The sequence below is a fragment of the Pseudomonas wayambapalatensis genome, assembly GCF_049942315.1.
Taxonomy (GTDB): domain Bacteria; phylum Pseudomonadota; class Gammaproteobacteria; order Pseudomonadales; family Pseudomonadaceae; genus Aquipseudomonas; species Aquipseudomonas wayambapalatensis.
In genome coordinates this window covers 1-22290 of sequence record NZ_JBNFMU010000149.1, presented here as the reverse complement: position 1 = coordinate 22290, position 22290 = coordinate 1, and the positions used below count along the sequence as shown (strand labels likewise).

Annotated in this window: 16 protein-coding genes and 1 pseudogene; 11 read left to right on the top strand and 6 right to left on the bottom strand. The window is 58.1% G+C overall.

Annotated elements, in window-relative coordinates:
- Positions 1-273: 273 nt before the first annotated feature.
- The 6 genes from ACPZMI_RS09290 to ACPZMI_RS09265 all read left to right on the top strand — a co-directional run bounded on the left by ACPZMI_RS09290 (position 274) and on the right by ACPZMI_RS09265 (position 10128).
- On the top strand, positions 274-888 hold the full coding sequence (locus tag ACPZMI_RS09290; RefSeq protein WP_189657556.1) for a response regulator transcription factor: 615 nt from the start codon (positions 274-276) through the stop codon (positions 886-888).
- Positions 889-4530, top strand: coding sequence for a transporter substrate-binding domain-containing protein (locus ACPZMI_RS09285; protein ID WP_426352084.1), 3642 nt, complete (start codon positions 889-891; stop codon positions 4528-4530).
- 69 nt (positions 4531-4599) lie between these two features.
- Entirely contained in the window at positions 4600-5067 is a 468-nt protein-coding gene (locus ACPZMI_RS09280; RefSeq protein WP_426352083.1) for a hypothetical protein, read from the top strand.
- A 242-nt stretch (positions 5068-5309) separates the two neighbouring features.
- Positions 5310-5924 (top strand): response regulator, encoded by a 615-nt coding sequence (locus tag ACPZMI_RS09275; RefSeq protein ID WP_411384405.1) that lies wholly within the window; start codon positions 5310-5312, stop codon positions 5922-5924.
- Positions 5884-9141, top strand: a complete 3258-nt coding sequence (locus ACPZMI_RS09270; RefSeq protein WP_426352082.1) for an ATP-binding protein — start codon at positions 5884-5886, stop codon at positions 9139-9141. Before ACPZMI_RS09275 ends, ACPZMI_RS09270 begins: the two co-directional genes overlap by 41 nt.
- Positions 9142-9279: 138 nt before the next feature.
- The gene (locus ACPZMI_RS09265) at positions 9280-10128 is read left to right on the top strand and encodes an EAL domain-containing protein (RefSeq protein ID WP_186719358.1); all 849 of its coding nucleotides are present in this window, start codon (positions 9280-9282) and stop codon (positions 10126-10128) included.
- 237 nt (positions 10129-10365) lie between these two features.
- Here the strand turns inward: ACPZMI_RS09265 and ACPZMI_RS09260 are convergent, their stop codons facing one another.
- The 5 genes from ACPZMI_RS09260 to ACPZMI_RS09240 all read right to left on the bottom strand — a co-directional run bounded on the left by ACPZMI_RS09260 (position 10366) and on the right by ACPZMI_RS09240 (position 15861).
- On the bottom strand, positions 10366-12807 hold the full coding sequence (locus ACPZMI_RS09260) for a fimbria/pilus outer membrane usher protein (RefSeq protein WP_426352081.1): 2442 nt from the start codon (positions 12805-12807) through the stop codon (positions 10366-10368).
- 199 nt (positions 12808-13006) lie between these two features.
- Positions 13007-13726, bottom strand: a complete 720-nt coding sequence (locus ACPZMI_RS09255) for a fimbrial biogenesis chaperone (protein ID WP_426352080.1) — start codon at positions 13724-13726, stop codon at positions 13007-13009.
- Positions 13727-13778: 52 nt separating this feature from the next.
- Positions 13779-14369, bottom strand: a complete 591-nt coding sequence (locus tag ACPZMI_RS09250; RefSeq protein WP_186664681.1) for a fimbrial protein — start codon at positions 14367-14369, stop codon at positions 13779-13781.
- A gap of 357 nt (positions 14370-14726) precedes the next feature.
- Positions 14727-15221 (bottom strand): hypothetical protein, encoded by a 495-nt coding sequence (locus ACPZMI_RS09245; RefSeq protein ID WP_186664679.1) that lies wholly within the window; start codon positions 15219-15221, stop codon positions 14727-14729.
- A gap of 127 nt (positions 15222-15348) precedes the next feature.
- Positions 15349-15861 carry a peroxiredoxin gene (locus ACPZMI_RS09240; RefSeq protein WP_426352079.1) on the bottom strand — a complete coding sequence of 171 codons (513 nt, stop codon included), beginning with the start codon at positions 15859-15861 and terminating at the stop codon, positions 15349-15351.
- Positions 15862-16067: 206 nt separating this feature from the next.
- Here ACPZMI_RS09240 and ACPZMI_RS09235 point away from each other — a divergent pair, with 206 nt between their 5' ends.
- Positions 16068-17438, top strand: coding sequence for a GntT/GntP/DsdX family permease (locus ACPZMI_RS09235; RefSeq protein WP_426352078.1), 1371 nt, complete (start codon positions 16068-16070; stop codon positions 17436-17438).
- Between the two features lie 113 nt (positions 17439-17551).
- On the opposite strand, the pseudogene ACPZMI_RS09230 reads toward ACPZMI_RS09235, so the two are convergent.
- Positions 17552-17614 (bottom strand): annotated as a pseudogene (locus ACPZMI_RS09230) (hypothetical protein); the annotation flags it as partial.
- 317 nt (positions 17615-17931) lie between these two features.
- Between ACPZMI_RS09230 and efeU the strand changes: the two are divergent.
- Genes efeU through efeO (ACPZMI_RS09210) form a run of 4 tightly spaced genes read left to right on the top strand, consistent with a single transcriptional unit; the run spans position 17932 to position 22141 of the window.
- Positions 17932-18771 (top strand): iron uptake transporter permease EfeU, encoded by an 840-nt coding sequence (efeU, locus tag ACPZMI_RS09225; protein ID WP_186719362.1) that lies wholly within the window; start codon positions 17932-17934, stop codon positions 18769-18771.
- Between the two features lie 2 nt (positions 18772-18773).
- On the top strand, positions 18774-19982 hold the full coding sequence (gene efeO / locus ACPZMI_RS09220; protein WP_186664671.1) for an iron uptake system protein EfeO: 1209 nt from the start codon (positions 18774-18776) through the stop codon (positions 19980-19982).
- Positions 19983-19999: 17 nt separating this feature from the next.
- Positions 20000-21298 (top strand): iron uptake transporter deferrochelatase/peroxidase subunit, encoded by a 1299-nt coding sequence (efeB, locus tag ACPZMI_RS09215; protein ID WP_186664669.1) that lies wholly within the window; start codon positions 20000-20002, stop codon positions 21296-21298.
- Positions 21299-21328: 30 nt separating this feature from the next.
- Positions 21329-22141: an iron uptake system protein EfeO gene (efeO, locus tag ACPZMI_RS09210; protein ID WP_426352077.1), complete on the top strand. Its 813-nt coding sequence runs from the start codon at positions 21329-21331 to the stop codon at positions 22139-22141.
- Positions 22142-22290: the final 149 nt, after the last annotated feature.

Below are 22290 nucleotides of genomic sequence, written 5' to 3'. Positions count from 1 at the left end.
CATCTGTAGGAAATTTCCCAAGCGGCGCGAGATGAAAAACGAGTCGGCTTCTTCCGTTTCATGCCGCTCGCGCTGCTGATAAGCCTGCTGGAGCGTAGGCACGCCCTGCGAACGAGCTTGACCGCGCAGCACGAGAATGAACCGGCATACCGTAAGAAATTTCCTACATTTATGTAGCTCAGATCTGACCTATGCTTGGCGTGCTCGTGGCGAGAGCCTGACGCTCTCCGTGGCTTGGTGGCTTGGCAGTGCAGAGGAATAGATGTGAAAGCGATGATTGTGGACGATCACCCTGTTATTCGTGTGGGCGTACGTATGCTCTTGCAGGAAGAGAAATTCGATATAGTCGCTGAAACCGGGGATGGGGCTGAGGCGGTGCAGATGGTGCGCGAGCATGCCCCTCAGCTATTGGTGCTGGACATCGCAATGCCAATGTTAGATGGCTTGGAGGTCCTGACGCGTATAGGCACCTATGGACTGACCACCAAGGTATTGATCTTCACGTCGCAGGAGCCAAGCTTTTTTGCTCGTCGGTGCATGCAGGCCGGCGCCGCCGGTTATGTGTGTAAAACTGGCGATTTTGCGGAACTGCGTAGAGCGGTCAGGGCCATCATGAGTGGCTATCCGTTCTTCCCCGAGCTGCCGACAAGTTCTGTGTGTCGGACGGACACCGAGAAATCCGAACGGTTGATGATCGAGAATCTTTCAAACCGGGAGCTTGCTATTTTACAGCAGCTGGCGCGTGGCTTCAGCAATAAGGAAATCGGTGACGCCATGCTGTTGAGCAACAAGACGGTCAGCACCTATAAAACTCGACTTGCCGAAAAGCTCGAAGTACGGTCAGTCGTTTACCTTGCTGATTTCGCCAAACGAAATAACTTAATTTAAATGAAGTATCGAACCGCCCTACTGTGCGTCTTGGCGCTGTGGAACTTGGCATGGCATTCATTTGCCGCAAACGACGCCGTCGAGTCGTTACCGCTGAATGGTCAATCGCACATGGTACCCCTTAGACACTTGGACACCGTTGTCAACAAGGCGTGGTTACAGAAAAATAAAACCCTCCGGTTTGGTACCTCCCTGGCGGGAGCTCCGCCTCTAGAGATAAGAACATTAAAGGGTGAGTACGGTGGTATCACGGCCGATTATCTTGAGCTGATCGCCGACGCACTAGGTGTGGAAGTTCGCGTGCAACGATATGTTGATGAAGCGGCGGCTCAGACGGCCCTACTTAACGGTGAAGTCGACATGTTGGGGCCTGCGGGACGGCAACGAGAGCCTACAGCGTCCTTTATTGAATCGTCTTCTTACTGGGTGGATCCCAATGTGATCGTGACACGACAGAAAACCATCCCGCCCCTCAGCGCTTCACAACGGACGCTTCATTTGTCTTCCGTCGCGTCATCGACTATGCAGGCCGCCCAGCAAAAGGCATACCCCAACGCGAAAATTATAAGTTATCCCAGCGCACTGGAAGCGATTGCGGCTGTCAAATTCGAGTTGGTGGATGGCTTTGTGGGTAGCGCACTGGATGCCGCGCACGTGATCAACACCAATTTTTTTTCTGGTCTGTATTTGAGCCCGATCGAAGGCGTCTCGAGTACAACACACTTCAGGTTTCGTCGAACCGATCCACATCTGCAGCGCGCTGTTAACCTGGTGTTATCGGCTGTCAACCAAGAGAAACAAGCAGGCATCATACAGCGCTGGACCGGTGCTTCGATCACCTATTCCCCGCCCTCTGAGCTGAATTTGACTCCCGCACAGCGGCGCTGGATTACTGAAAGTTCCCCCGTGAAAATTGGTCTAGTCACCGACTACCCGCCCATCTCCTTTCACGATCGAAACTATGCCTATCGAGGTATCGCTGCCGATGTGTTCGAATACATAAGCGAGGTCACCGGGTTACATTTTACCATCGTAGAGTGCGCATCGGGAAAAGAGGTCAGAACTAAGCTCGCCAAGGGCGAGGTCGATATCGTACTCAATTTATCCGGTATTCGATCCGATATTGGAATCCTGTACACCCGCGCGTTTCTTTCAACCCCGAGAGTTCTGATTTCACGAGCATCGGATACATCGGTCACCCAGATTTCTGATCTGGCTGGGCGTCGCGTTGCTTTTAACACTAATAATCTTGAATTCCTGGATTATCTGAGAAAAAAATACCCGGACGTCATACCGGTAGCCTCCGACGATATCTATACCTCTCTTCAGTTACTCAGAGCACAGCAGGTGGATGCCAGTATCGGAAATTTTGCAACGGCCAAGTATGCGCTTGCCAAAGAGCAGAGGAACGATTTTCGCATCGTCAATGTTGTGGATGGCAAATATTCTCACTTCGCGCTGGGGACACGCCCTGAAAGCAAGGTTCTCTATTCGATTCTTGATGCTGCGATTGCATCACTTACTCCGGAACGACTGAGGGCATTGACCAGTCGATGGGGCGGTGATGTGGCTATCGATAGAACCGAGCTGGTCGCTGCGCGCAGTATCTACGTCCGCTGGATAGTGTCGGCTGTTCTTCTTCTCGCGGTCGCCATTGCCTGGATCCTGTACCTTCGGCGACTGATCAACCAGCGCGCCATCGCTGAAAAAGCGCTGCGGTCTCAAATGAAGTTCATGGAGACGCTGATCAATAGTCTTCCGCACTCTATCTATGTCAGGGATCGATCTGCACGTCTGCTTACCTGCAATCAACGTTACCTGGCTGAAACAGGGCAATCATCGAGCGATGTCACGGGTACGCTCCTGACCGACTATTCGTTCATACCGCCGGAGTACGCCAGCGCCTTTCAGAATCGATACCTGCATGTGATGGCGGAAGGCGAACACTATTCGGAGGACATGAAAATGTACCTCCCGGGGGGGCGCTCGATTACCGCGTTCCATTGGATTGTGCCCTACCAGGATGATGATGGCGTGATCAAGGGGGTTATTGGTGGATGGATCGATGTCACAGAGCGTGAAGCGTTACTTTTGAAACTCATCGAAGCCAAGCACGAGGCCGATAGTGCCAGCCAAGCTAAAACGAAATTTGTGGCGACTGTGAGCCATGAGATCAGGACACCGATGAATGCGGTCGTCGGCATGTTGGAACTTGCCATGATCAAAGCCCGGCAAGGAGTGCTTGATCGACTGGCGATCGAGGTCGCCTACGATTCCTCGAAGAGCCTGGTAGGTATCATCGGGAATACATTGGACATCATACGCGTCGAGTCGGGCCATCTGACGCTCGCACCTGAGCGCGTGGTGCTGAAGGATCTGATCATTTCGACCACGCGCGTTTTTGACGGCCTCGCTCGGCAGAAAGGTCTCAGTGTGGAGGTCAAGGTTGATACGTTGGCCGAATGCGAGGTGTTTATAGATCCCTTGCGATTCAAACAGATCCTTTCCAATTTGTTGAGCAATGCGATCAAGTTCACTGCACAGGGCGGTGTCACCGTCGAGGCCAATGCGCATCGGTGGAGCACCAGTCAATTGTCATTGAGCGTCTATGTTCGTGATACCGGCGTAGGTATCGCGGCCGAAGATATACCAAAGCTGTTTACACCTTTTAGCCAGGTCGGTGCTGATAGCGCGTCACTTTCAGCGGGCTCAGGATTGGGGTTGAATATCAGCAAGGCACTGTGTTCGATGATGGGGGGCAGCTTGAATCTTCGAAGTGTTTTTGGACAAGGTACGGAGGTTGAACTTACGCTGAATGTGGAAGCTGCACCACCCGAAATAAGGAACGCGATCAGCATCCTGGAGATGCCTATGAGTCGCGAGCTGAAGATTCTGGTCGTAGATGATCATCCGGCCAATCGCTTGTTGCTCACCCAACAACTCATCTACCTAGGCCATCAGGTCGCCGATGAAGTTGACGGTGTCAGTGGTTTTCGTGCCTGGAGCACGGGCGGTTACGACGTCGTGTTCACAGACTGCAACATGCCCATCCTGAACGGCTACGACCTGGCCAAAAAAATCCGTCACGTGGAGAAAGCATCAGACAGCCCCCCTTGCCTGATCCTAGGGTTTACCGCAAATGCGCAGGCGCGCGAAGTGGAGATGTGCAAGGCAGCAGGAATGGATGACTGTCTGTTCAAGCCAGTCAGCCTGGATGACTTGGCAAAACGCCTACAACACCTGGCAACGCCGTTCGACGCACGCGACCCAGCGCACGATTGTCCCCAAGATCAGACAAGCTTTGACATTACCAACCTGACGCAACTCGCCAGTCACGATACCGGGCTCATGAATAAGTTACTGCATGACATCATCAGCGAGAGCGAGGAAGATTTACGGCATATTCTCAAGTTGTTCGCCTTGGACGACCATATCGGCTTATATGACTTGGCCCATCGCATGAAGGGGGTAGCACGAATCATAATGGCCAAGCGCGTGATCACCGCCTGTGATCAATTGCAAGCGGCTTGTTCAAGACCTGACAATGCAGCGTTTGCGAAAGTCGTCGATGAACTGTATCAGTCCGTCGAGACGCTTCTCAGTGATCTGAATGACTTCCTCCAGGCCTCGGCAAATTCGTGAATTCCAGACTACCGACTGTTTGACCCCGTCAGCACCTGTCCACCCTATTTATTTCATTCGGAGAATGGCATGCCCGTTGCGCGGATCATCGTGTTCAATCCTTATCATATCCATCGTTTGTTGTTGGAACGCCTGCTTAACGGACTTGGGCAATTTCAGGTGTTGCCGGTAGGCTCGTTTGACGAGCTTTATTCCGTGGCAGGTAACGATAAAATGCATTTTGACTTATTGATCATGAGCGAGATGGATTTTCAGCAGTCCGACATTCCCACGTACGGTTTCGGTAATTTATTGCCGGGTGTACGCCATGCCATGATTTATGGCGTTGCAGACTCGATGGTGCAGATAGAGCAGTCGTGTGGCACTGTAGAGAGCACCCACCTCGCCCGCGTCCCGCAGATCAGTATGGTCGAGCAGTTTCTGAAGGAGCGCTTCTCGGCCTTGGCTACAGTTGATCTGCTCGAGGATGCCGAAGCCCCCACGCTTGGTAGCACCGCCGAAGATAAAGATCAGCCACCGCCCATATTAACGGGATAGAAGGTCATGCATGTTCTGGCGACACGAGCGCTCTACAGACGCACATTGGCAGATAGTGACTACGCCTCGCACGCAGGCATCTGTCCCAGGCACAAGAAACGTCTTGTCTGGCGCGAGAAAAATTCTCGAAAATCCGTTGCCGCGATAAATGAGTCATGAGTCGGGGGCATCGTGAGATAAGATTATGTCGAAGCAGCGCACTGCTGTAATCGGACCGTCAACGCGCATAACCCGGTGATGATATGAGTAAAAAAGTCCTGATCGTCGATGATCACCCATTGATTTGCCAAGCCATCCGCCACGCGCTCAAGCCCAGTGGCTTCGAGGCAGTGGGCGAGACCGCCGACGGTGTCGACGCTTTGCGAATGATTGAGTCGCTCAAACCCGACATTGTCATATTGGATATTGGGTTGGAGAAAATCGATGGCCTGAGCGTGCTCAAACGCATCAGGAGAGAAAAGCTCGATGTCCGGGTACTTGTGTACACTTCCCAGGCCAAAGAAAGCTACGCTGCCCGCTGCCTGCATGCAGGAGCAAGTGGCTTTGTGAGCAAGAACGAGGCGACTGGCAAGCTGGTTCAAGCGGTGGAAACAATCGCCGACGGCTACATATTTTTCCCCAAAGCCGCCATGCCATTGCTTGGCAGCACTCCCGCGACAACCCTCGACGATCTCACTGACAGAGAGATGCAGGTGCTCAGGATGCTGGCTGAGGGAATGTCCAATGGCGAGATCGCAGTCCGTCTTAGCGTGAGCAACAAAACGGTCAGTGGCCACAAGGTCAGTATTCAAAGCAAGCTCGGCGTGGCTTCCGTGGTTGAGCTGGCCGAAATCGCCCGCCAACACGCCATTATCTGACTACCTTTCTGTGAAACGACATCTGCGCCGTCTAGACTCTGTTCTGCTGGTACTGCTCTTGGTCCATGCTTCTGGCAACCTGGCGCAGGCTCAGGACCTGCAGCCCGTTGGCCGTCAATCGCTCAATGAACTGAAGGTGCAGCTATCCGCACCTGAGCGACGGTGGCTTGCACAGAAGCGGGTACTGGTCGTGGGGGTTACCGAAGAACCGCTGCCGCCGTATCGCATCTTTACAGAAAATCACCAGTTCGAAGGGCTGATGGCCGACTATCTCGCGACCCTGCAGCGGCGATTGGGCGTTACCATTCGGCTGCGCACCTTTGCCACCCGGGACGCTATGTATGACGCGTTGCGCGACGGGCGCATCGATATGGTCAACAACGTTAGTCGCCTGATGGCCAAAAGTCAGCAGTTCAACCTCAGTGCCCCTTACATACTGACTGAACTGGCGCTGTTTTCCGAAGCGGGTGACTTGCGTGAATACAGCAGCCGTGATGGGAAGACACGCATTGCATTCTCCAACCCCATGGTTCTTGCGCTATTCAAAAGTACCGGAGGTACCGGCCGTTTCCAGCACTACGCCTCCGAGTTCCAGGCAATGGCATCCGTCATGACCGGGGAAAACGATGTGTTTCTCGGCGACACCCTCGCCACGCATTACCTGTCCAGCCAACTGTTTAGCAGCCAGTTGGTGATCAACCAGAGCGCAACGCTGCCCGATATCGAAGTAGGTTTCGGCATCCGACCGGGCGATGATGTATTGAAGGGGATACTGGATCGTGCGCTGGGCGGCTTGACCCGCTGCCAGATCATCAATGCCCAGCACTTCTGGGGTGACATCGAAGACTGCAACCCCACCGATTTCCGTAATCGCCTCACCAGCGCCGAGCGTGCCTGGCTGGAGCGAGCTTCCACGGTAAAACTGGCAGTCAGTGAAGACCTGGCGCCCTACGCTTTCTTCAACAGCCGTGGCCGTTTCAATGGCGTAGCGTCCGATGTGCTCGACATCATTCGGCGCAAGGCCGGGATCCACTTCGAGATCCAACGTGTCAGCTCCATCCGCGAGGCCAATGAATTACTCAGCCAAGGGCGGATGACCCTGAGCATTCTTCCCGAGACACCGCCATCCTCCCTCCCCTACCTGCATACCCGGCCACTGACGTCTGCGCCCTACCTGTTCGTCCAGCGTCAGGATGAAACCCGCGATGCATCCGATCAAAACACCCATGCAGTGGTGGCGGTTGCAGACGGTTACATCGACCGAAGAATGCTCGGAAACCAGTATCCGAACCTGGTGTTCAAACAGACCGAGACCATGGGCGAAGCCTTCAAACTGGTCCGCGAAGGCGATGCCGACATGGTGTTGGCGCCCGCCAATGTGGCGCGGTACTACCTGTCCTACAAATACGAAAACAGCTTGAAGATCGGTGGCGTCTTCGCCGGACCCGGCGTACGCATCGTATTCGCAGCACCGCAGGATCAGGCGGTGTTCATATCAATCCTCGACAAAGCGATGCTGGGCATTTCACCACGCGAGAATCTGCAGATCATTGGTCGTTGGCGAGCCAACTCGGCAACCGACGACAGGTACTGGGAAGGTATCGCCTCATATATCCGGCACTCCTTCGAGGCGCTGGGGTTGATGCTGATTATCGCGGGCGCGCTGATATTCGCGCAACGCCGGCGTATTCGTCGCAAACGCCTGGACCTGCAGCAGCGCCAGCGCTTGCTGGATGAGTTGCAGGACGCCAAGGAGTCTGCAGACCGCGCCAGCCGCGCAAAGACGGTGTTCCTGGCGACCATGAGCCACGAGATCCGTACGCCGCTCAACGCCATCCTCGGCATGCTGGAACTGGTGCTGACCCGCAAGGGCGATGCCGAACTCAACGATCAATCGCTACACATTGCCTACGAATCGGCAACCGGCCTGCTGGCGTTGATCGGCGACATTCTCGACATCTCGCGCATCGAGTCGGGCAAGCTGGTTTTAACCCCCGAGCCCATGTGCATGAAGACATTGCTGGAGTCAGTGGGCAATGTATTTTCCGGGCTCGCTCGGCAGAAGCATCTGCGCCTTTGCATGCACATCGATCCGTTAGCGGCGCAGCAGGTATGGGGCGATGCGCTGAAGATCAAGCAGATCGTGTCCAACCTGTTAAGCAATGCCATCAAGTTTACCGATCGCGGCAGTGTCGAACTTACCTGTTCGGTACAAGCCGTCGATCATTTCAAATTGCGCTTCGAGGTCAGTGTTACCGACAGCGGAGTGGGTATTCCTGCCGCGCAGCTGGACTTGGTGTTCAAGCCGTTCTACCTGGTAGAGGGTGTGATCGGTGATGCCAACTCCGGTGCTGGCCTGGGCTTGGCGATCAGCCATTCACTGTGCGAGCTCATGCAGGGCAAGCTGCAAGCGCGAAGCGAAATGGGCAAAGGTACCACGATGCGGTTTTCCCTCGAGCTCGACCGGGTGATCGTCGATACCGCGACGTTGCCGGGTACGAGCGAGATTTCCGTTCGCCAGGCAGATGAGCTGTTCACCGTACTGATTGTCGAGGATCACCTGCCTAGCCAGTACCTGCTGGTTCAGCAGATCAGCTACCTGGGCCATCGCCCGCTCACCGCGAGTAACGGCCTCGAAGGGCTGGCAGTGTGGAGCGAACAGGATATCGACATCGTCATCACCGACTGCAACATGCCGGAAATGGACGGTATCGAATTGACCCGCGCGATTCGTCGGCTGGAGCAAGGTCGGGGGCTGAAGCCCTGCCGCATCATAGGGCTCACCGCGGATGCACAACCGGCTGTGCAGCGGGCCTGTGGCGATGCCGGCATGGACCGGGTACTGGCCAAACCCACCAACCTGGCTGCGCTCAACCAGTTGATTCCCATGTTTGGTGATAGTCAATCACAGGCGAGCGAGCGCCCCTCGTGGAAGAGCGACATCCGCGCCCGGTTGGCCGAACAGGTCACCTTGAGTAACCAGCATGAGGCCGATGCGTTGCGCCAGGCACTGGCAGCGCAAGACTTGCCAGCCACACGGCGCATCGCCCACAAGCTCAAGGGTACTGCCTATCTACTTAATCATCAGGCGCTGCTGGAACATTGCGTAGAGCTGGAGGAACAGGCTGCGCAGGAGCTGGCCGACAATGTTGCGCAAACCGGGCTAGCCTTGCTCGCATGCCTGGATGGCATCAATAGCACCCTCGCGCAACCATGACTGTGAACGCCCCCATGCGCTGATGGCATCCTGAGCGCATTCAAGAACTTTCCCGCCCTCATTGCAGAGCCGTCTCGAAGGGTTGGTTCGCTCATTCGCATACCCTTTTTGCGGATGATATGAACCAGGTTCCAACCCATGTACACCCCACCCAACCTGACAAAACCTGCTCCCGACACGCAGCAGCATACCGCGTCGTCACAGGCAGATCTGTGCGATGCACTCGAGATCCGCAAAGCCCTGCTTCATGGCCAATTCCGCGCTTACGTCCAGCCCCAGTTCGACCTGAGCTGCGGTGCCGTCGGTGCTCTGGAGGTCCTCGCGCGTTGGCAGCACCCTGAGCTAGGGCTGTTGACGCCGGCCACATTCATCCCGGCGATGGCGCACAAGCATCTGCTCGATGACTTGCTGCATGCGTTGCTCGATCAAGGCTTGGCGTGTCAGATCGAACTGTATCGCGATGGCCGTAAATCCCCCGTCGCTTTCAACCTGAGCTTGCCTCAATTGGCCAACGCTTCGTCAGTCGAGCGCTTGATTGCCCGACTGCGCGAACACCCCCTGCCCTTGTCATGGATAACGCTGGAAATCACCGAGGATGGCCCAGCGGTCCTCAGCGACTTTTGCGTGCAGAACGCCATACGTCTTCGCCAACTCGGCGTACGCTTGTCACTCGATGACTACGGAACGGGTCAGTCTTCGTTGTTGCGCCTATGCCAACTGCCGTTCGATGAAATCAAGCTGGCTGGCGAACTCATTCGAGAGCTGCTCAAGTCGCCGCGGCAGCGCAGTATCGTGCGCACTACCGTGAGTCTGGCCAAGGAACTGGGCTTGCGTCTGGTAGTGGAAGGGATAGAAACCGAGGATCAGCGTCGCTGCCTTGCGCAGCTGGGGGTGGGGGTTGGTCAGGGCTATCTGCGTGCGCGGCCCATGTCGGTTGACGCCCTGCGGCGTTGGCTTGCGCTGCACGGCAACGACTTTGCAGCGTGAAGCGTGTTCCGAGCAGGGCGCCAGGCGCCCTGCCTGGCGTCAGTTATGGTTGAGTATGTCGTTCAGCACCGCGTCCGCTCTGCCGGACGTCATCTTTTCGTTGCCTTTGCGGGCATAGTTAGCGTTGAAACCGGCGGCTTGCTTAAATACACCAATAGCACTTGGCGGAATTATCAGCAACCGCCGGACTGTTCGTTGTCATGGCAAGCATGGCCACGATTATCTGAAATGCATGTTTCAACTCTTTACTCCCTGATCAACCTGCACATTGCAATTGATACTTATCTGGTCGTAGGTCAGCGCTTTGTCCTGAGGGGGCAAGCGGTAAGGCGCCAGGCAAACACCGTCCGCCCACTTCACTTTCAAGTCGCCTTCATTCTTGATGCCAAAGACAAGTGCTCGGGACAGGTTGTCGACGACGGCCAGCAACTTCCCGCCCTCGTCCTCGACCCGGGCACCGAATGGTAGCTTCCTGCCGTTGCTCAGCTTCAGGTCAATCTGTACTCGTCGCCCCGATGAAGCCTCGAAGCGTGCCTTGACCACAGCCCCACGGCGCGGCACGACCCGGGTAGAGGTATCAAGCACATCCACGTCGGTGCCCAAGGTCTGGGTGTCGAGCCCGATGTCGTTGAAACGGTAGGCTTGCACGTAGCTTTCGATGGCGTAGCCGGCACTGTCCGTACGTGCGGAAGAATTGTTTACACTGGCGCCCTTGACTCCTGGCACCTCCACCAGGGCGAAGGTTTCCCCCACAGGCTGTCCGAAGGTCACGCCGCCACTATGGGCCACCACCGAGCCTGTCGCCGACACGTCCAGATGGCGAGTCGTACCCGACATGGCGTAGTTGCCCGAGACTTTGGCCTTCGGCCCATCCCAGCCCAGCCCGACACTGCCGGAATGTTCGCTGCCGGCGGTACCGGCCTGGGCGGCGTAAGAGAGCTTTCCGGCATCGTCGAGATATCCAGAAACCCCGGTTTGCAGGCTGTCGCCCTCATTGTTCGAACGGCTGAAGTTGCTGTACACGCGCTGCGACCGTGTACTTGAGCCAAACGGAATACTGATGGCGAATGCCAACTGATTGTCGGACTCGCGTGAACTGCCAGCCTCTTGAATATGTGACGCGGTAATGCTGTAGCTGACATCACCGACGTTGCCGCTGTAACCCAATTGCAGGCGCCGCGTGCTACCGGCGCGGTTCCAGTAATTAGTCTCGCCAGCACTGACGAATACCGAGCCACGGCCGATATTCTGGTTGATGTTCAGGTCCAGTCGACTTTTGGGGCGACTGCTGACAAAGCGCTCCTGGTTGACGTCGCTCGACTCCTGGATGTGCTCGCTCAGGGTGCGATAGCCCGAGGTCGAGTAGCGGTAGCCCACCATGGTGAACGTGGTATTGGTACTGCTGAGCGTCTTGGAATACAGAAAGCGTGCACTCTGACCGGTTTTCGCATCACCGTGATCGGGGTGCGATTGACTGTTGGTGATGTCCAGTGACATGCCACCGAGACCGGTATTGAGGCCCAGGCCAACGTTGAAGGCGTTGTAGCTATCAGAGTTGAGTATGCCCCCATAGGTGGTCAGGTTGTCGGTGGCGCCATAGACCGCCGTACCCTGCATCAGCTTGGGCGATTTCATGCCTTCACTGTCGTATTTGCCCAGCGACAAGCTGTACTGGAACGTCCCTTCGCGCACCATCACCGGCAGGTAGGAATACGCCTGGGTGTATTTGCGCTCACGGCCATCGGACTCGATGATGGTGACCTCCAGGTCGCCATTGGAGCCGCCGGGGTAGATATCGTGAATCTCGAAGGCGCCCGGCGAGACGGTCGTGGAGTAGATCACGTAACCGTTCTGGCGCACCTCGACGGTAGCATGGGTTTCGGCAATACCACGCACCACCGGCGCATAGCCTGTCTCGTTGTCGGGCAACATGCCAATGTCCGAGCCAAGCTGAAAACCGCGGAAGCGACTGCTGTCGAAGATATCGCCATTGCTGTAGAGCTGGCCGATGGCGAAACGCCCTTTGATCGAAGTGACGTCATGCTCCAGGTAAGTGCGGTTGCTGGAGAATTTGCGTGATGTGCCTGTACTCTGGCTGATCGACGATTGATTGCGCAGGCGCCATTGGCCCAGGTTGAAGCCGCTGCGCAAGCCGAGATAGCCGTAGTCGCTTTGGATACCGCCACCACTGTTGCGGTTGAGGTTCAATTGATAGTTGCTAAACGCAGCGGTGATACCGTCATCCCACAGCGAAGGATCGACGTACCCGCGCGAACGGCGCTTGATATACGCCTGCGGCACACTGATGGACAGCGACAAGTTGGCGACATCCATTTCTACCGCAGCATCTTCCAGGCGCAGCAGATTGACCGGATCGTCCTCGGTAGCCTCTTGCGAGACGATGCCTTCTCGTTGCAGGCGTTCGATATCAATGCCCATCTCACGCAGCAGGCCCACTTTCAGGATCGGGTGTGCATCGGCCTTGGGGGCGTCTTCGTCTGCGGCAAACGAAATATCCTCGCGTCGGTTAAGGCGTTGGTTCAGATAGATATCGACGCTGTAGTCGCCAGGCACCACGCCATTGGACTGCTCAAAGAAACGCAGGTCGACTTTGGCGCCTTTGTCTTTGAGAAACATGGGGTTGAATTGCGCAGCGCTGACGCTGGAAGCCCCCAGCATGCCCGCAGCCGCCAGGCACGAAAGGTAGTGGCCTGATATTTTTCTTGCGTGCGCCTTCCGAGACTTCCTGTTGTGTTTTTTGATGTTCATGGAATGAGGTCGAATTCCGTCAAAACGCTACTTCCTGTGCACGAAGCGTCCCGGGGAAATCCCCATGTGAAGTACGCGATGAAATAAAGGCAGGTACGCAGCGGCGGCGTCAGAACTTGATGGAGGCTTTGTGCTCGATCAGTGCGCCGTAGTCATTGATGGACTCCCAGGCGATCGTCGCCTCACCACCGGCTGTTGCAGGCATGTCCTTGATGGTCATTCTCTGGGCATCGTGTGGGCCAACCATGGTTGGCTCGACGGCGTACTCCTTGTTGCCCGCAACAATCGCGATTTTGGCGAAGGACACGTGAAAGGCAGAATCGTTGGTTGCCAGCAAAATAGTTTTGCCGGCTGTCTTCAGAATGTTCCATTTCAGGGTGCTGGCCGCTTCGTCAGCGGTGCCTGGCAAGCCATTGGGGCGATAGAACAACTTCAAGCGCTGGCGAAAGGCAACTTGCAGCGTATTATCCAGTTCGCTGACTTGAGGAATTTCCTGCACGCTCACCCAGAGCACCGACTCACGGTCTTCGGGCAACCCTTTGCCTTGATAGAAGATACGCAACATCTGTTGTTTGCGGTGACTCAGTCGGGCCAGGGAAGGTGTGATCGCAAACGGGATATCGCGATCGGCCTGTTCCGGGCCAGCTTCGATCCACGACTGGATCATGATGTCGTCGGTGCCCTCATTACGAACTTGAAGCGAGGCTTCATGATCCGACGCAGGGAAGATCACACGGGTACCACCGACCTGTATGCCGGCGAGAGAAACGCCAGAGGTCATCATCAGCATTAAAAAGAGATAGATTCGAACAAAGTGACCGGTATTCATCAGTGACTCGCAGAAAAGCGAGGGGGCATGCGTCCCCCTCTCTTGGGAACGATTACTCGTAGGTCAGCGTGAACGGCAGGGTGCCGTTCGCTGTGCCGGGCTTGAGCTTGGCGCCGTTACCCACGTACGAAGCACGCAGGCGCATGTTGGCGGAGTACTTGGCCTCTGAGCCTTCACCCTCTACGATCAACGGAGCGGAATACTGCTCGTTGCCGGACATGTTGAGCAGCTTGTTGCTGTCGTCGAACATGCCGATGCCCACACCTTCAGCGGTGCCGGTGATCTTCAGCAGGCTATTGTTGTTCGGATCTACGCCCGAGCCGGACATCGGATCGAAACCGAATTTGATGGTGGTCAGGCCTGCGGCGGTGTTGCCACAGTCCAGGTTGAGGTTGATGGCGGTGCCCGCAGCGATGTTGCCTTCGCCTGCCCCGTTGATGGCGTCCATGCTCACCTTGCCGAGGTTCACGTCGACGATCTGCTTGCCAGGACCGCCACCTACGGTGGAGCCCGCACCGGCCGAAGCGACGCAAGAAGCCGCGACGATTTCCCCGGTAAAGTTGATGGTGCCGTCCGCTGCCATGGCGGTGCTGGAGATAGCGCACGCGGCCGAAGCGAGCATCAGAAACTTAATTGCTTTCATTGGGATAAAACTTCCTTGCAGTGTTGGATCAGGCAGATAGCGCCTTGATTTAGCGCAAGGAAATTGTATGAATCGTGGGGGCGAGAGCTGAACAAGAGGCATCTTGGGCGGGCGGAAGAAGCATCTTGTTTTTGATTTTCGGTTCTCCAGGTGTTCGGCAAACGCTGAATTTGCCGATCGTCCTTCAATCAATCAGGCCCTGTGCAATGCGTCGCAAGTGCTGGACCACGTCCAAGTATCTCTCCGCGCAGGCCATTGGTGGTGGGCAGGGCCAGCGCTATCAGCGCCGCCCAGCCCAAGCCCTGAGCACCGTCATCCAATCCGCACAGGAACGACGCTGCACCGAGCTAAAGGTCCTTATTTGATCTGTACCAGTTGGGCTCGCTGCTCGGGGCTCAAATCATCGACTGTCGATATCTGCAGTGGGTTAGGGGCGGTGCTTACTTTTGCTCCCATGTCTGTAGAGACGCGATCTGGCAGCTTGTACATGGCTCCGGTAATAGGGTCGACAATCAGCATACCGACGACGCCCCCTAACAGAAGGTTCCCCCAGTACCATCCACTGACACTCGAGTCGAGCTCAACCTGCCTGTCAGGGTATCCCTCTTTCTTGAACCGCAGCGTGTAGGTTTCACCGCGGAAGTAGCGTTCACCCGACTGCAGGGTGACAACCGTAGGCGTAACGCCGTTGTAGATGACCTGCCCCGACCTGTTCACAATATCGAAAGATGCCTCCGGCGGAGTACTGGCAATAGTAACCGGATACTTTGAGTCACCAATGATAGAGGCGCAGCCGTTGAGCAAGGCGACAGCAAGCATCGCCGATGCAAATTGAATATTACGTGCCCACATAAAACACTCCCGATTAGGCCACTATGGCCGAGGGGAATCTTCTCTACGGCTGAGCGCTATTTATGTAGGAAAGTTCCTACGGCAATTGGCGCAGGGCGCTCATCATGAACGTGTGGGCCGCAAACGGCTAAACGCTGAGCTGTTGAACCCACTTCAACATGCTCTGGGCATCGCTGACCTCGAACTTGCCGGGCGCTTCGACCGCGAGGTGCCTGACCACGCCATCTTCGACCAGCATCGCGTAACGCTGGGAACGATGGCCCATGCCGCGGGCTGTCAGGTCCTGACTCAAGCCCAGGGCTTTGGCGAATTCGCCATTGCCATCGCCGATCATCTTCACCGCATCGCCCACCTGCAGGCTGTTTCCCCAGGCATTCATGACGAAGGCATCGTTGACGGAAACGCAGAGGATTTCGTCGATACCCGCAGTAAAGAGCGCATCGGCCGCAGCGACATAGCCGGGGACGTGACGCTCGGAGCAAGTGGGTGTGAAGGCCCCGGGCAAGGCGAAAATCAAGAGTTTGCGTTGCTTGCAGCGCTCGAGGATGGAAAAGGCATTCGGGCCGATCGCACAGGCGCTCTCCCCGTTGCTGTAGCCGTACAGCGTGATGTCAGGCAGTGAATCGCCGGTCTTGATCATGGGTCTCTCCTCGGTGGTGGGGCTGCTGCGCAGAGCGCGGCGGCCTGTTTTAGCAGGTTTGCGGCAAGGATGCAGAGTTACGCGGTTTCTGAAAAAACTTTCATGTGTTCCAGCCCTGAAAAACCGGATCAGCTAGTCGTCTATATGAATCCATCGGGTATATTCCTTCCAAACACGTAACAAGACATTACAAGAAGGGGTTTCCGTTGGATCTTTCTCATGCCACGTGGCTTTCCCACGACACCCGCCTGGTGCTCTGTTGCCTGGCGGCCATTGCCAGCATCATCGTGCTCATCAGCGTCACCAAGCTACCACCCTTCCTATCGATCCTGATCGGCACCTTCGTGGCGGGCCTGGGCGCGGCCCTGCCACCAGAAGAAGTGGCCAAGGCCTTCGGCAAGGGCGCCGGCAGCCTGCTGGGCGAGGCCGGGATCATCATTGCCCTGGGCGCGATGCTGGGTGCGCTGATGGCCGAGTCCGGGGCCGCCGATCGTATTGCCTCTACCCTGTTGCGCCATGCCCGCGGCAAGGCGCTGCCCTGGGTGATGGCGCTGGTGGCGATGGTCATCGGCTTGCCGCTGTTCTTCGAGGTTGGCCTGGTGCTGATGGTGCCGGTGATCTTCGTCATCGCCCGCCAGTCTGGACAGCCGCTGCTCAAGGTGGCGATCCCCGCGCTGGCCGGGATGACCACCCTGCACGCCTTGATGCCTCCCCACCCGGGGCCGCTGATCGCGGTCAGCGCCCTGCATGCAGACCTGGGAATGACCATGCTGCTGGGCCTGTGCATCGCTGTTCCGGCGGTGATCCTCGCCGGCCCGCTGTATGGCATCTGGCTGTCGAAACGCCTGGATGTTCAGGAGCCCGCCGAACTGGGTGCGCTGTTCACCGCCAAGGTCGAGACCCGGCGCAAGCCGAGCTTTGCCGTATCGCTGCTGATTATCCTGCTGCCAGTGCTGCTGATGCTCGGCAGCACGCTGGCCAAGATCGCCCTGGCACCGCAAAGTACACTGGCTCTGACCCTCAAGTTTCTTGGCGAGCCACTGATTGCCCTGGGGCTGGCGGTGATCGCTGCGGTGATCTGCCTGGGCTGGTCGATTGGCATGGCCCGTGACCAGGTCGGCAGCGTGCTGCGCAAGAGCCTGGCGCCGATCGCCGTACTGTTGTTGACCATCGGCGCCGGTGGTGGGCTGAAACAGACCCTGCTCGAAGCCGGAATCAGCGACACCATCAGCAAGGTGGCCAACGGCGCGCACCTGTCGTACGTACTGTTGGCCTGGCTGATCGCGGTAGCGCTACGCCAGGCGACGGGCTCGGCCACCGTTGCGACCACCACCACTGCCGGTATTCTCGCGCCATTGATGGCGGGCCTGGCGACCACCCAGAGTTCGCTGGTGGCACTGGCCATCGGTGCCGGCTCGGTGTTCTTCTGTCATGTCAACGATGCCGGATTCTGGATGGTGCGCGAGTACTTCGGGCTGCAGCTCAAGCAGACGATCTGGGTGTGGTCGGTGCTGCAGACCATCGTCTCGGTGGTCGGGCTGGTCGGCACCCTGCTGCTGTGGCAATGGTTCCAGTAAGCGGCTACTGACAGCGCAGCCACAGTGGCTGCGCAGCCTCCGCTTCTGGACGAGCCTCCATGAATGGGGAAGTCGCCGACGTCGATCTCCACGATGTCGTGCAGGAGCAGCATGCGAATGACCCGGTTGCTGTCCACTGCCCCGCTGGCATGCTCGTTGAGGATCAACGCGTACATGCCCAGGTGTCAGGAGTGTTCGGCGGAATTTTCCTTGCGGCTCTGGTCAAGCAGCGGTGATTGGCGACGCACGCTTTTCAACTGGTCGATTCTGGTAGGGAAGTGGTCAATCGCCCTCAGCGTTCTTTCATTGAGCATGGCAATCGCGGCGGAGCACATTTGTACTCCAGCCTTGCAACGCCCATTTCCCCGAGCCTGGGCAGGGAGGACATGGCAAAAGTTAAAATATTATTCACATGCGCTAATGATTCTCATTGAAGTAGATTTCCCGGCGACCTCGCCATGAGGTCGATGCCTTCAGACATCCCGGGAGAATCATGCTAGTCCCCTTCCTAATCATGCTCCGCGAGGGCATCGAAGCCGCGCTGATTGTCGGCATCATTGCCAGCTATCTGCGCCAGACCGGCCGTGGCCAGTGGATGCCGGCCGTGTGGATCGGCGTATTCCTCGCCGCAGCCCTCTCCCTTTTTGTCGGCGCTGGCCTTGAGCTGATGAGCAGCGAGTTCCCGCAGAAACAGCAGGAACTCTTCGAAGCGCTGGTCGGCTTGGTCGCGGTGGTGATCCTCAGCTCCATGGTGCTGTGGATGCGCAAAGTGGCGCGCTCGATCAAGCATGATTTGCATGTCTCGCTCGATGCCGCGCTCGGCGGTTCGAAGCACCAGGCCTGGGCGCTGATCGCCATGGTGTTCTTCGCCGTCGCCCGCGAGGGCCTGGAGACGGTGTTCTTCCTGTTGGCGGTATTCCAGCAGAGCGAAGGGCCTGCGGCGCCCCTGGGCGCATTGCTTGGGCTGGTGGTGGCGATCCTGGTTGGTGTGGCGCTGTACTCCGGCAGCCTGCGCCTGAACCTGGCGCAGTTCTTCCGCTGGACAGGCCTGTTCATCCTCGTGGTGGCCGCGGGCATCCTCGCCAACTCGGTGCAGGCGCTGCACGAGGCCGGGGTCTGGAATGCGCTGCAGGGGGTTGTCTTCGATATCAGCCACAGCCTGCCGATGGATGGCCCGACCGGATCGGTGCTGGCGGGGATGTTCGGTTACCAGGACACCCCGACAGTGAGCACCCTGGGGGCCTACCTGCTCTATCTGGTCGGTGCGCTGGTGCTGTTCTTCTGGCCGGCGCCGGCCAAGCCTTCTTCCCACGCTGCACAGAAACAAGGGTAAGCATGACCAGTCACGAGACCGGCGCCGCCGGCAAGCCCCCCTCCCCCCGTGTACTGCGCCTGGCGGTTGCCGGCAGTGCCCTGCTGATGGTCGGTGCGGGCCTGGTGTTCTTCTATGCCTCGCACCAGGCCCAGGCCAGACGTGCGGCCAACGCCGGGCACGAAACGCTGATCACCATTCGCGATCACGCGTGCGAACCGAACGACCTGAGCGTCCCGGCCGGGCCCAACAGTTTCCGCATCGTCAACCAGTCCCAGCGCGCCGTGGAGTGGGAGATCCTCGATGGCGTGCTGGTGATCGAAGAACGCGAGAACATCGCGCCGGGCTTGTCACAGGTGATCAATGCCACGTTGCAGCCGGGTCGCTACGCGATCACCTGCGGCCTGCTCAGCAACCCGCGTGGCAGTTTGACCGTCACCCCGACCGCCGCCTCCGAAGCGGCCGCCAAGGCGCGGCCCGCACTGACCGCCTTTATCGGGCCGCTGTCCGAATACCGTGTCTACCTGGCCAGCCAGAGCAGCGCCCTGGTGCGGGCAGGCCAGGCGCTCAAGGACGCGATTCAGGCCGGCGACCTGCAGCAGGCGCAAGCCGCCTATGGCGCCGCGCGGGTGATCTACCAGCGCATCGCCCCCGCCAGCCAGCGGCTGGCTGAGCTGGACAACCGGATCAATGCCCGCGCCGATTACTTCGAGCAGCGTGAGCAGGATCCGGCGTTTGCGGGCCTGCATCGCATCGAGTACAGCCTGTTCCAACAGCGCACCACCGAAGGGCTGACACCGGTGGCCGACGCGCTGCTGGCCGACCTGGGCGAGCTCAAGACGCAACTGCTGGCCCAGTCCATTGCGCCGCAGCAATTCACCGAGGCGGTCGTGCGCAGCCTGCGCAACCTTGCACAGATCCGCAGCAGCGGCGAAGAGGAACGCTACAGCCACCTCGACCTGCAGGGCTTTGCCGCCAACCTTGAAGGTGTGCGCAAAGTGATCGATCTGCTGCGCCCCTTGTTGGCCAGGACCGGCTCCCAGCCGTTGGCGGCAGTCGATAGCGCCATGACTCAGTTCGAGCAGCACCTGCAGGCCCTGCGCGGCGCCGAAGGCTACATGCCCTACGACCAGGTGCCGCAGGCGCAGAAACAGCAGATCGCAGCCGATGCCGATGCACTGGCCAATGCGATTGCGGCCATCGATCAGGCCCTTGGCCTGGCCGACCAGTAAAGACAAGCGAGCCCCAGATGACAGACCGCGATACCCGTAACGCCCCGCAATCCCAAGAGCGCCGCCGCCTGCTGGCTGGCCTTGGTGTCGCGGGCGTCGCCATGGCCACCGGCAACGCGTTGGCCGCCCCCTCACCGGCCAAGGTTACCGAAGCCCCGCACAGCGACCGCACGCAAGAGCGCAACGCCTGGATCGGCGAGCATCAACCGGGGGTGGTGACGCCGCGTCCTACCGCCGGGATGTTCGTCTCCTTCGATGTGCTGGCGCAGGACCAGCAGGATCTCGAGCGCCTGTTCCGCACGCTGGACCAGCGCATTCGCTTCCTGATGACCGGCGGCCCAGTCCCCCAGGTCGACCCGAAGCTGCCACCTGTGGACTCGGGCATCCTCGGCCCGGTAGTCACGCCAGACAACCTGACCATCACGGTGTCGGTCGGCGAGTCACTGTTCGACGAGCGATTTGGCCTCAGCAGTGCCAAGCCCAAGCGCCTGAGCCGCATGCTCGGCTTCCCCAACGATGCGCTGGAAGCCGAGCGCTGCCATGGCGACCTGGGGTTGCAGTTCTGCTCCAACGCGCCGGACACTAACATCCACGCCCTGCGCGACATCATCAAGAACCTGCCTGACCTGCTCTACGTACGCTGGAAACAGGAAGGCTCGGTGCCGCCGCAGGCACCGCGCAAGGCTGCAGAGCCCGAGCAAAGTGCGCGTAACTTCCTGGGCTTTCGTGACGGCTCGGCCAACCCCGACTCCAGCGACGCGGCGCTGATGAACCAGCTGGTCTGGGTACAGCGTGGCGATGAGCCCGCCTGGGCGATCGATGGCACCTACCAGGTGGTGCGGATCATCCGCAATCTGGTCGAGCGCTGGGACCGCACGCCGTTGCAGGAGCAGGAGTCGATCTTCGGTCGCAAGAAGGCCAGCGGCGCACCCATGGACGGCCAGCGCGAAACCGATGTACCCAACTACGCCAAGGACCCGGAAGGCAAGCTGACCCGCCTGGACGCCCATATCCGCCTGGCCAATCCGCGCACCGCGGCCAGCCAGCCCAACCTGATCCTGCGCCGGCCCTTCAACTACTCCAGTGGTGTGAACAAGAACGGGCAACTGGATATGGGGCTGCTGTTCATCTGCTACCAGGCCGACCTGGAGAAGGGCTTCATCACCGTCCAGAACCGCCTCAACGGCGAGCCGCTGGAGGAATACATCAAGCCGGTCGGAGGGGGGTATTTCTTCGCCCTCCCCGGCGTGAAGAACGATCACGATTTCATCGGTCGTTCGCTGCTCGACGCTGCCAAACCCATAAAAACCGCATGACACGACACAGAAACGGATCAGGACATCGCCATGAACAAGACCCGCCTCGCCCTGTTGCTCACGCTTGCCCCGCTGTTGGCCAATGCTGCGGTTGACCCGCTGACCCTGGTGCAGCCGGTGTCGGACTACAAGATCTATGTCACCGAGAAGGTCGATCAGCTGGTGAGCGACACCGAGCAGTTCACCAATGCGGTGAAGAAGGGAGACCTGGCCAAGGCCAAGGCGCTGTATGCCACGACCCGGGTCAACTATGAAGCCGTCGAGCCGATTGCCGAGCTGTTCAGCGACCTGGACGCGGCCATCGACTCGCGGGTGGACGATCACGAAAAAGGTGTCGAGGCCGATGACTTCACCGGTTTCCATCGCCTGGAGTACGCGCTGTTCGACAAGAACACCACCGACGGCCAAGGCCCGATTGCCAACAAGCTGATCGCCGACGTGAAAGACCTGCAGGGCCGTATTGCCACCCTGACCTTCCCGCCAGAAAAAGTCGTCGGCGGTGCGGCAGCATTGCTCGAAGAAGTGGCCGCGACCAAGGTTTCGGGTGAGGAGGATCGCTACAGCCACACCGACCTGTACGACTTCCAGGGCAACATCGACGGCGCACAGAAGATCTTCGAGCTGTTCCGCACCCACCTGGAGTCCCAGGACAAGGCGTTCGTCGCCAAGGTCGACAAGAACTTCGCCACCGTCAACACGCTGCTGGCCAAGTACAAGACCAAGGATGGCGGGTTCCAGTCCTACGACAAGGTGGCCGAGCGTGATCGCAAGGCCATGGTCGGGCCGGTCAATACCTTGGCTGAAGACTTGTCGACCTTGCGCGGAAAGTTGGGTTTGAACTGATCTTCAATAACGCTGTTGTTCTGTTCGCGGGCACGCCCACAAACAAAAAAACCCCTCGCACCGGCCATAACTACCAAATGAATGAAATATATTTCAAACTCCCCCCGGCCTTCCCCCTTTCTCCACCTTTTTTCCTCTAAAAACCCGCC

Coding starts and splice junctions, on each gene's coding strand:
- efeB (WP_186664669.1), top strand. CDS start 20,000: ATGACAGACCGCGATACCCGTAACGCCCCGCAATCCCAAGAGCGCCGC.
- ACPZMI_RS09280 (WP_426352083.1), top strand. CDS start 4,600: ATGCCCGTTGCGCGGATCATCGTGTTCAATCCTTATCATATCCATCGT.
- efeU (WP_186719362.1), top strand. CDS start 17,932: ATGCTAGTCCCCTTCCTAATCATGCTCCGCGAGGGCATCGAAGCCGCG.
- ACPZMI_RS09275 (WP_411384405.1), top strand. CDS start 5,310: ATGAGTAAAAAAGTCCTGATCGTCGATGATCACCCATTGATTTGCCAA.
- ACPZMI_RS09285 (WP_426352084.1), top strand. CDS start 889: ATGAAGTATCGAACCGCCCTACTGTGCGTCTTGGCGCTGTGGAACTTG.
- ACPZMI_RS09245 (WP_186664679.1), bottom strand. CDS start 15,221: ATGTGGGCACGTAATATTCAATTTGCATCGGCGATGCTTGCTGTCGCC.
- efeO (WP_426352077.1), top strand. CDS start 21,329: ATGAACAAGACCCGCCTCGCCCTGTTGCTCACGCTTGCCCCGCTGTTG.
- ACPZMI_RS09290 (WP_189657556.1), top strand. CDS start 274: ATGATTGTGGACGATCACCCTGTTATTCGTGTGGGCGTACGTATGCTC.
- ACPZMI_RS09250 (WP_186664681.1), bottom strand. CDS start 14,369: ATGAAAGCAATTAAGTTTCTGATGCTCGCTTCGGCCGCGTGCGCTATC.
- ACPZMI_RS09240 (WP_426352079.1), bottom strand. CDS start 15,861: ATGATCAAGACCGGCGATTCACTGCCTGACATCACGCTGTACGGCTAC.
- ACPZMI_RS09260 (WP_426352081.1), bottom strand. CDS start 12,807: ATGCTGGGGGCTTCCAGCGTCAGCGCTGCGCAATTCAACCCCATGTTT.
- ACPZMI_RS09265 (WP_186719358.1), top strand. CDS start 9,280: ATGTACACCCCACCCAACCTGACAAAACCTGCTCCCGACACGCAGCAG.
- ACPZMI_RS09255 (WP_426352080.1), bottom strand. CDS start 13,726: ATGAATACCGGTCACTTTGTTCGAATCTATCTCTTTTTAATGCTGATG.
- efeO (WP_186664671.1), top strand. CDS start 18,774: ATGACCAGTCACGAGACCGGCGCCGCCGGCAAGCCCCCCTCCCCCCGT.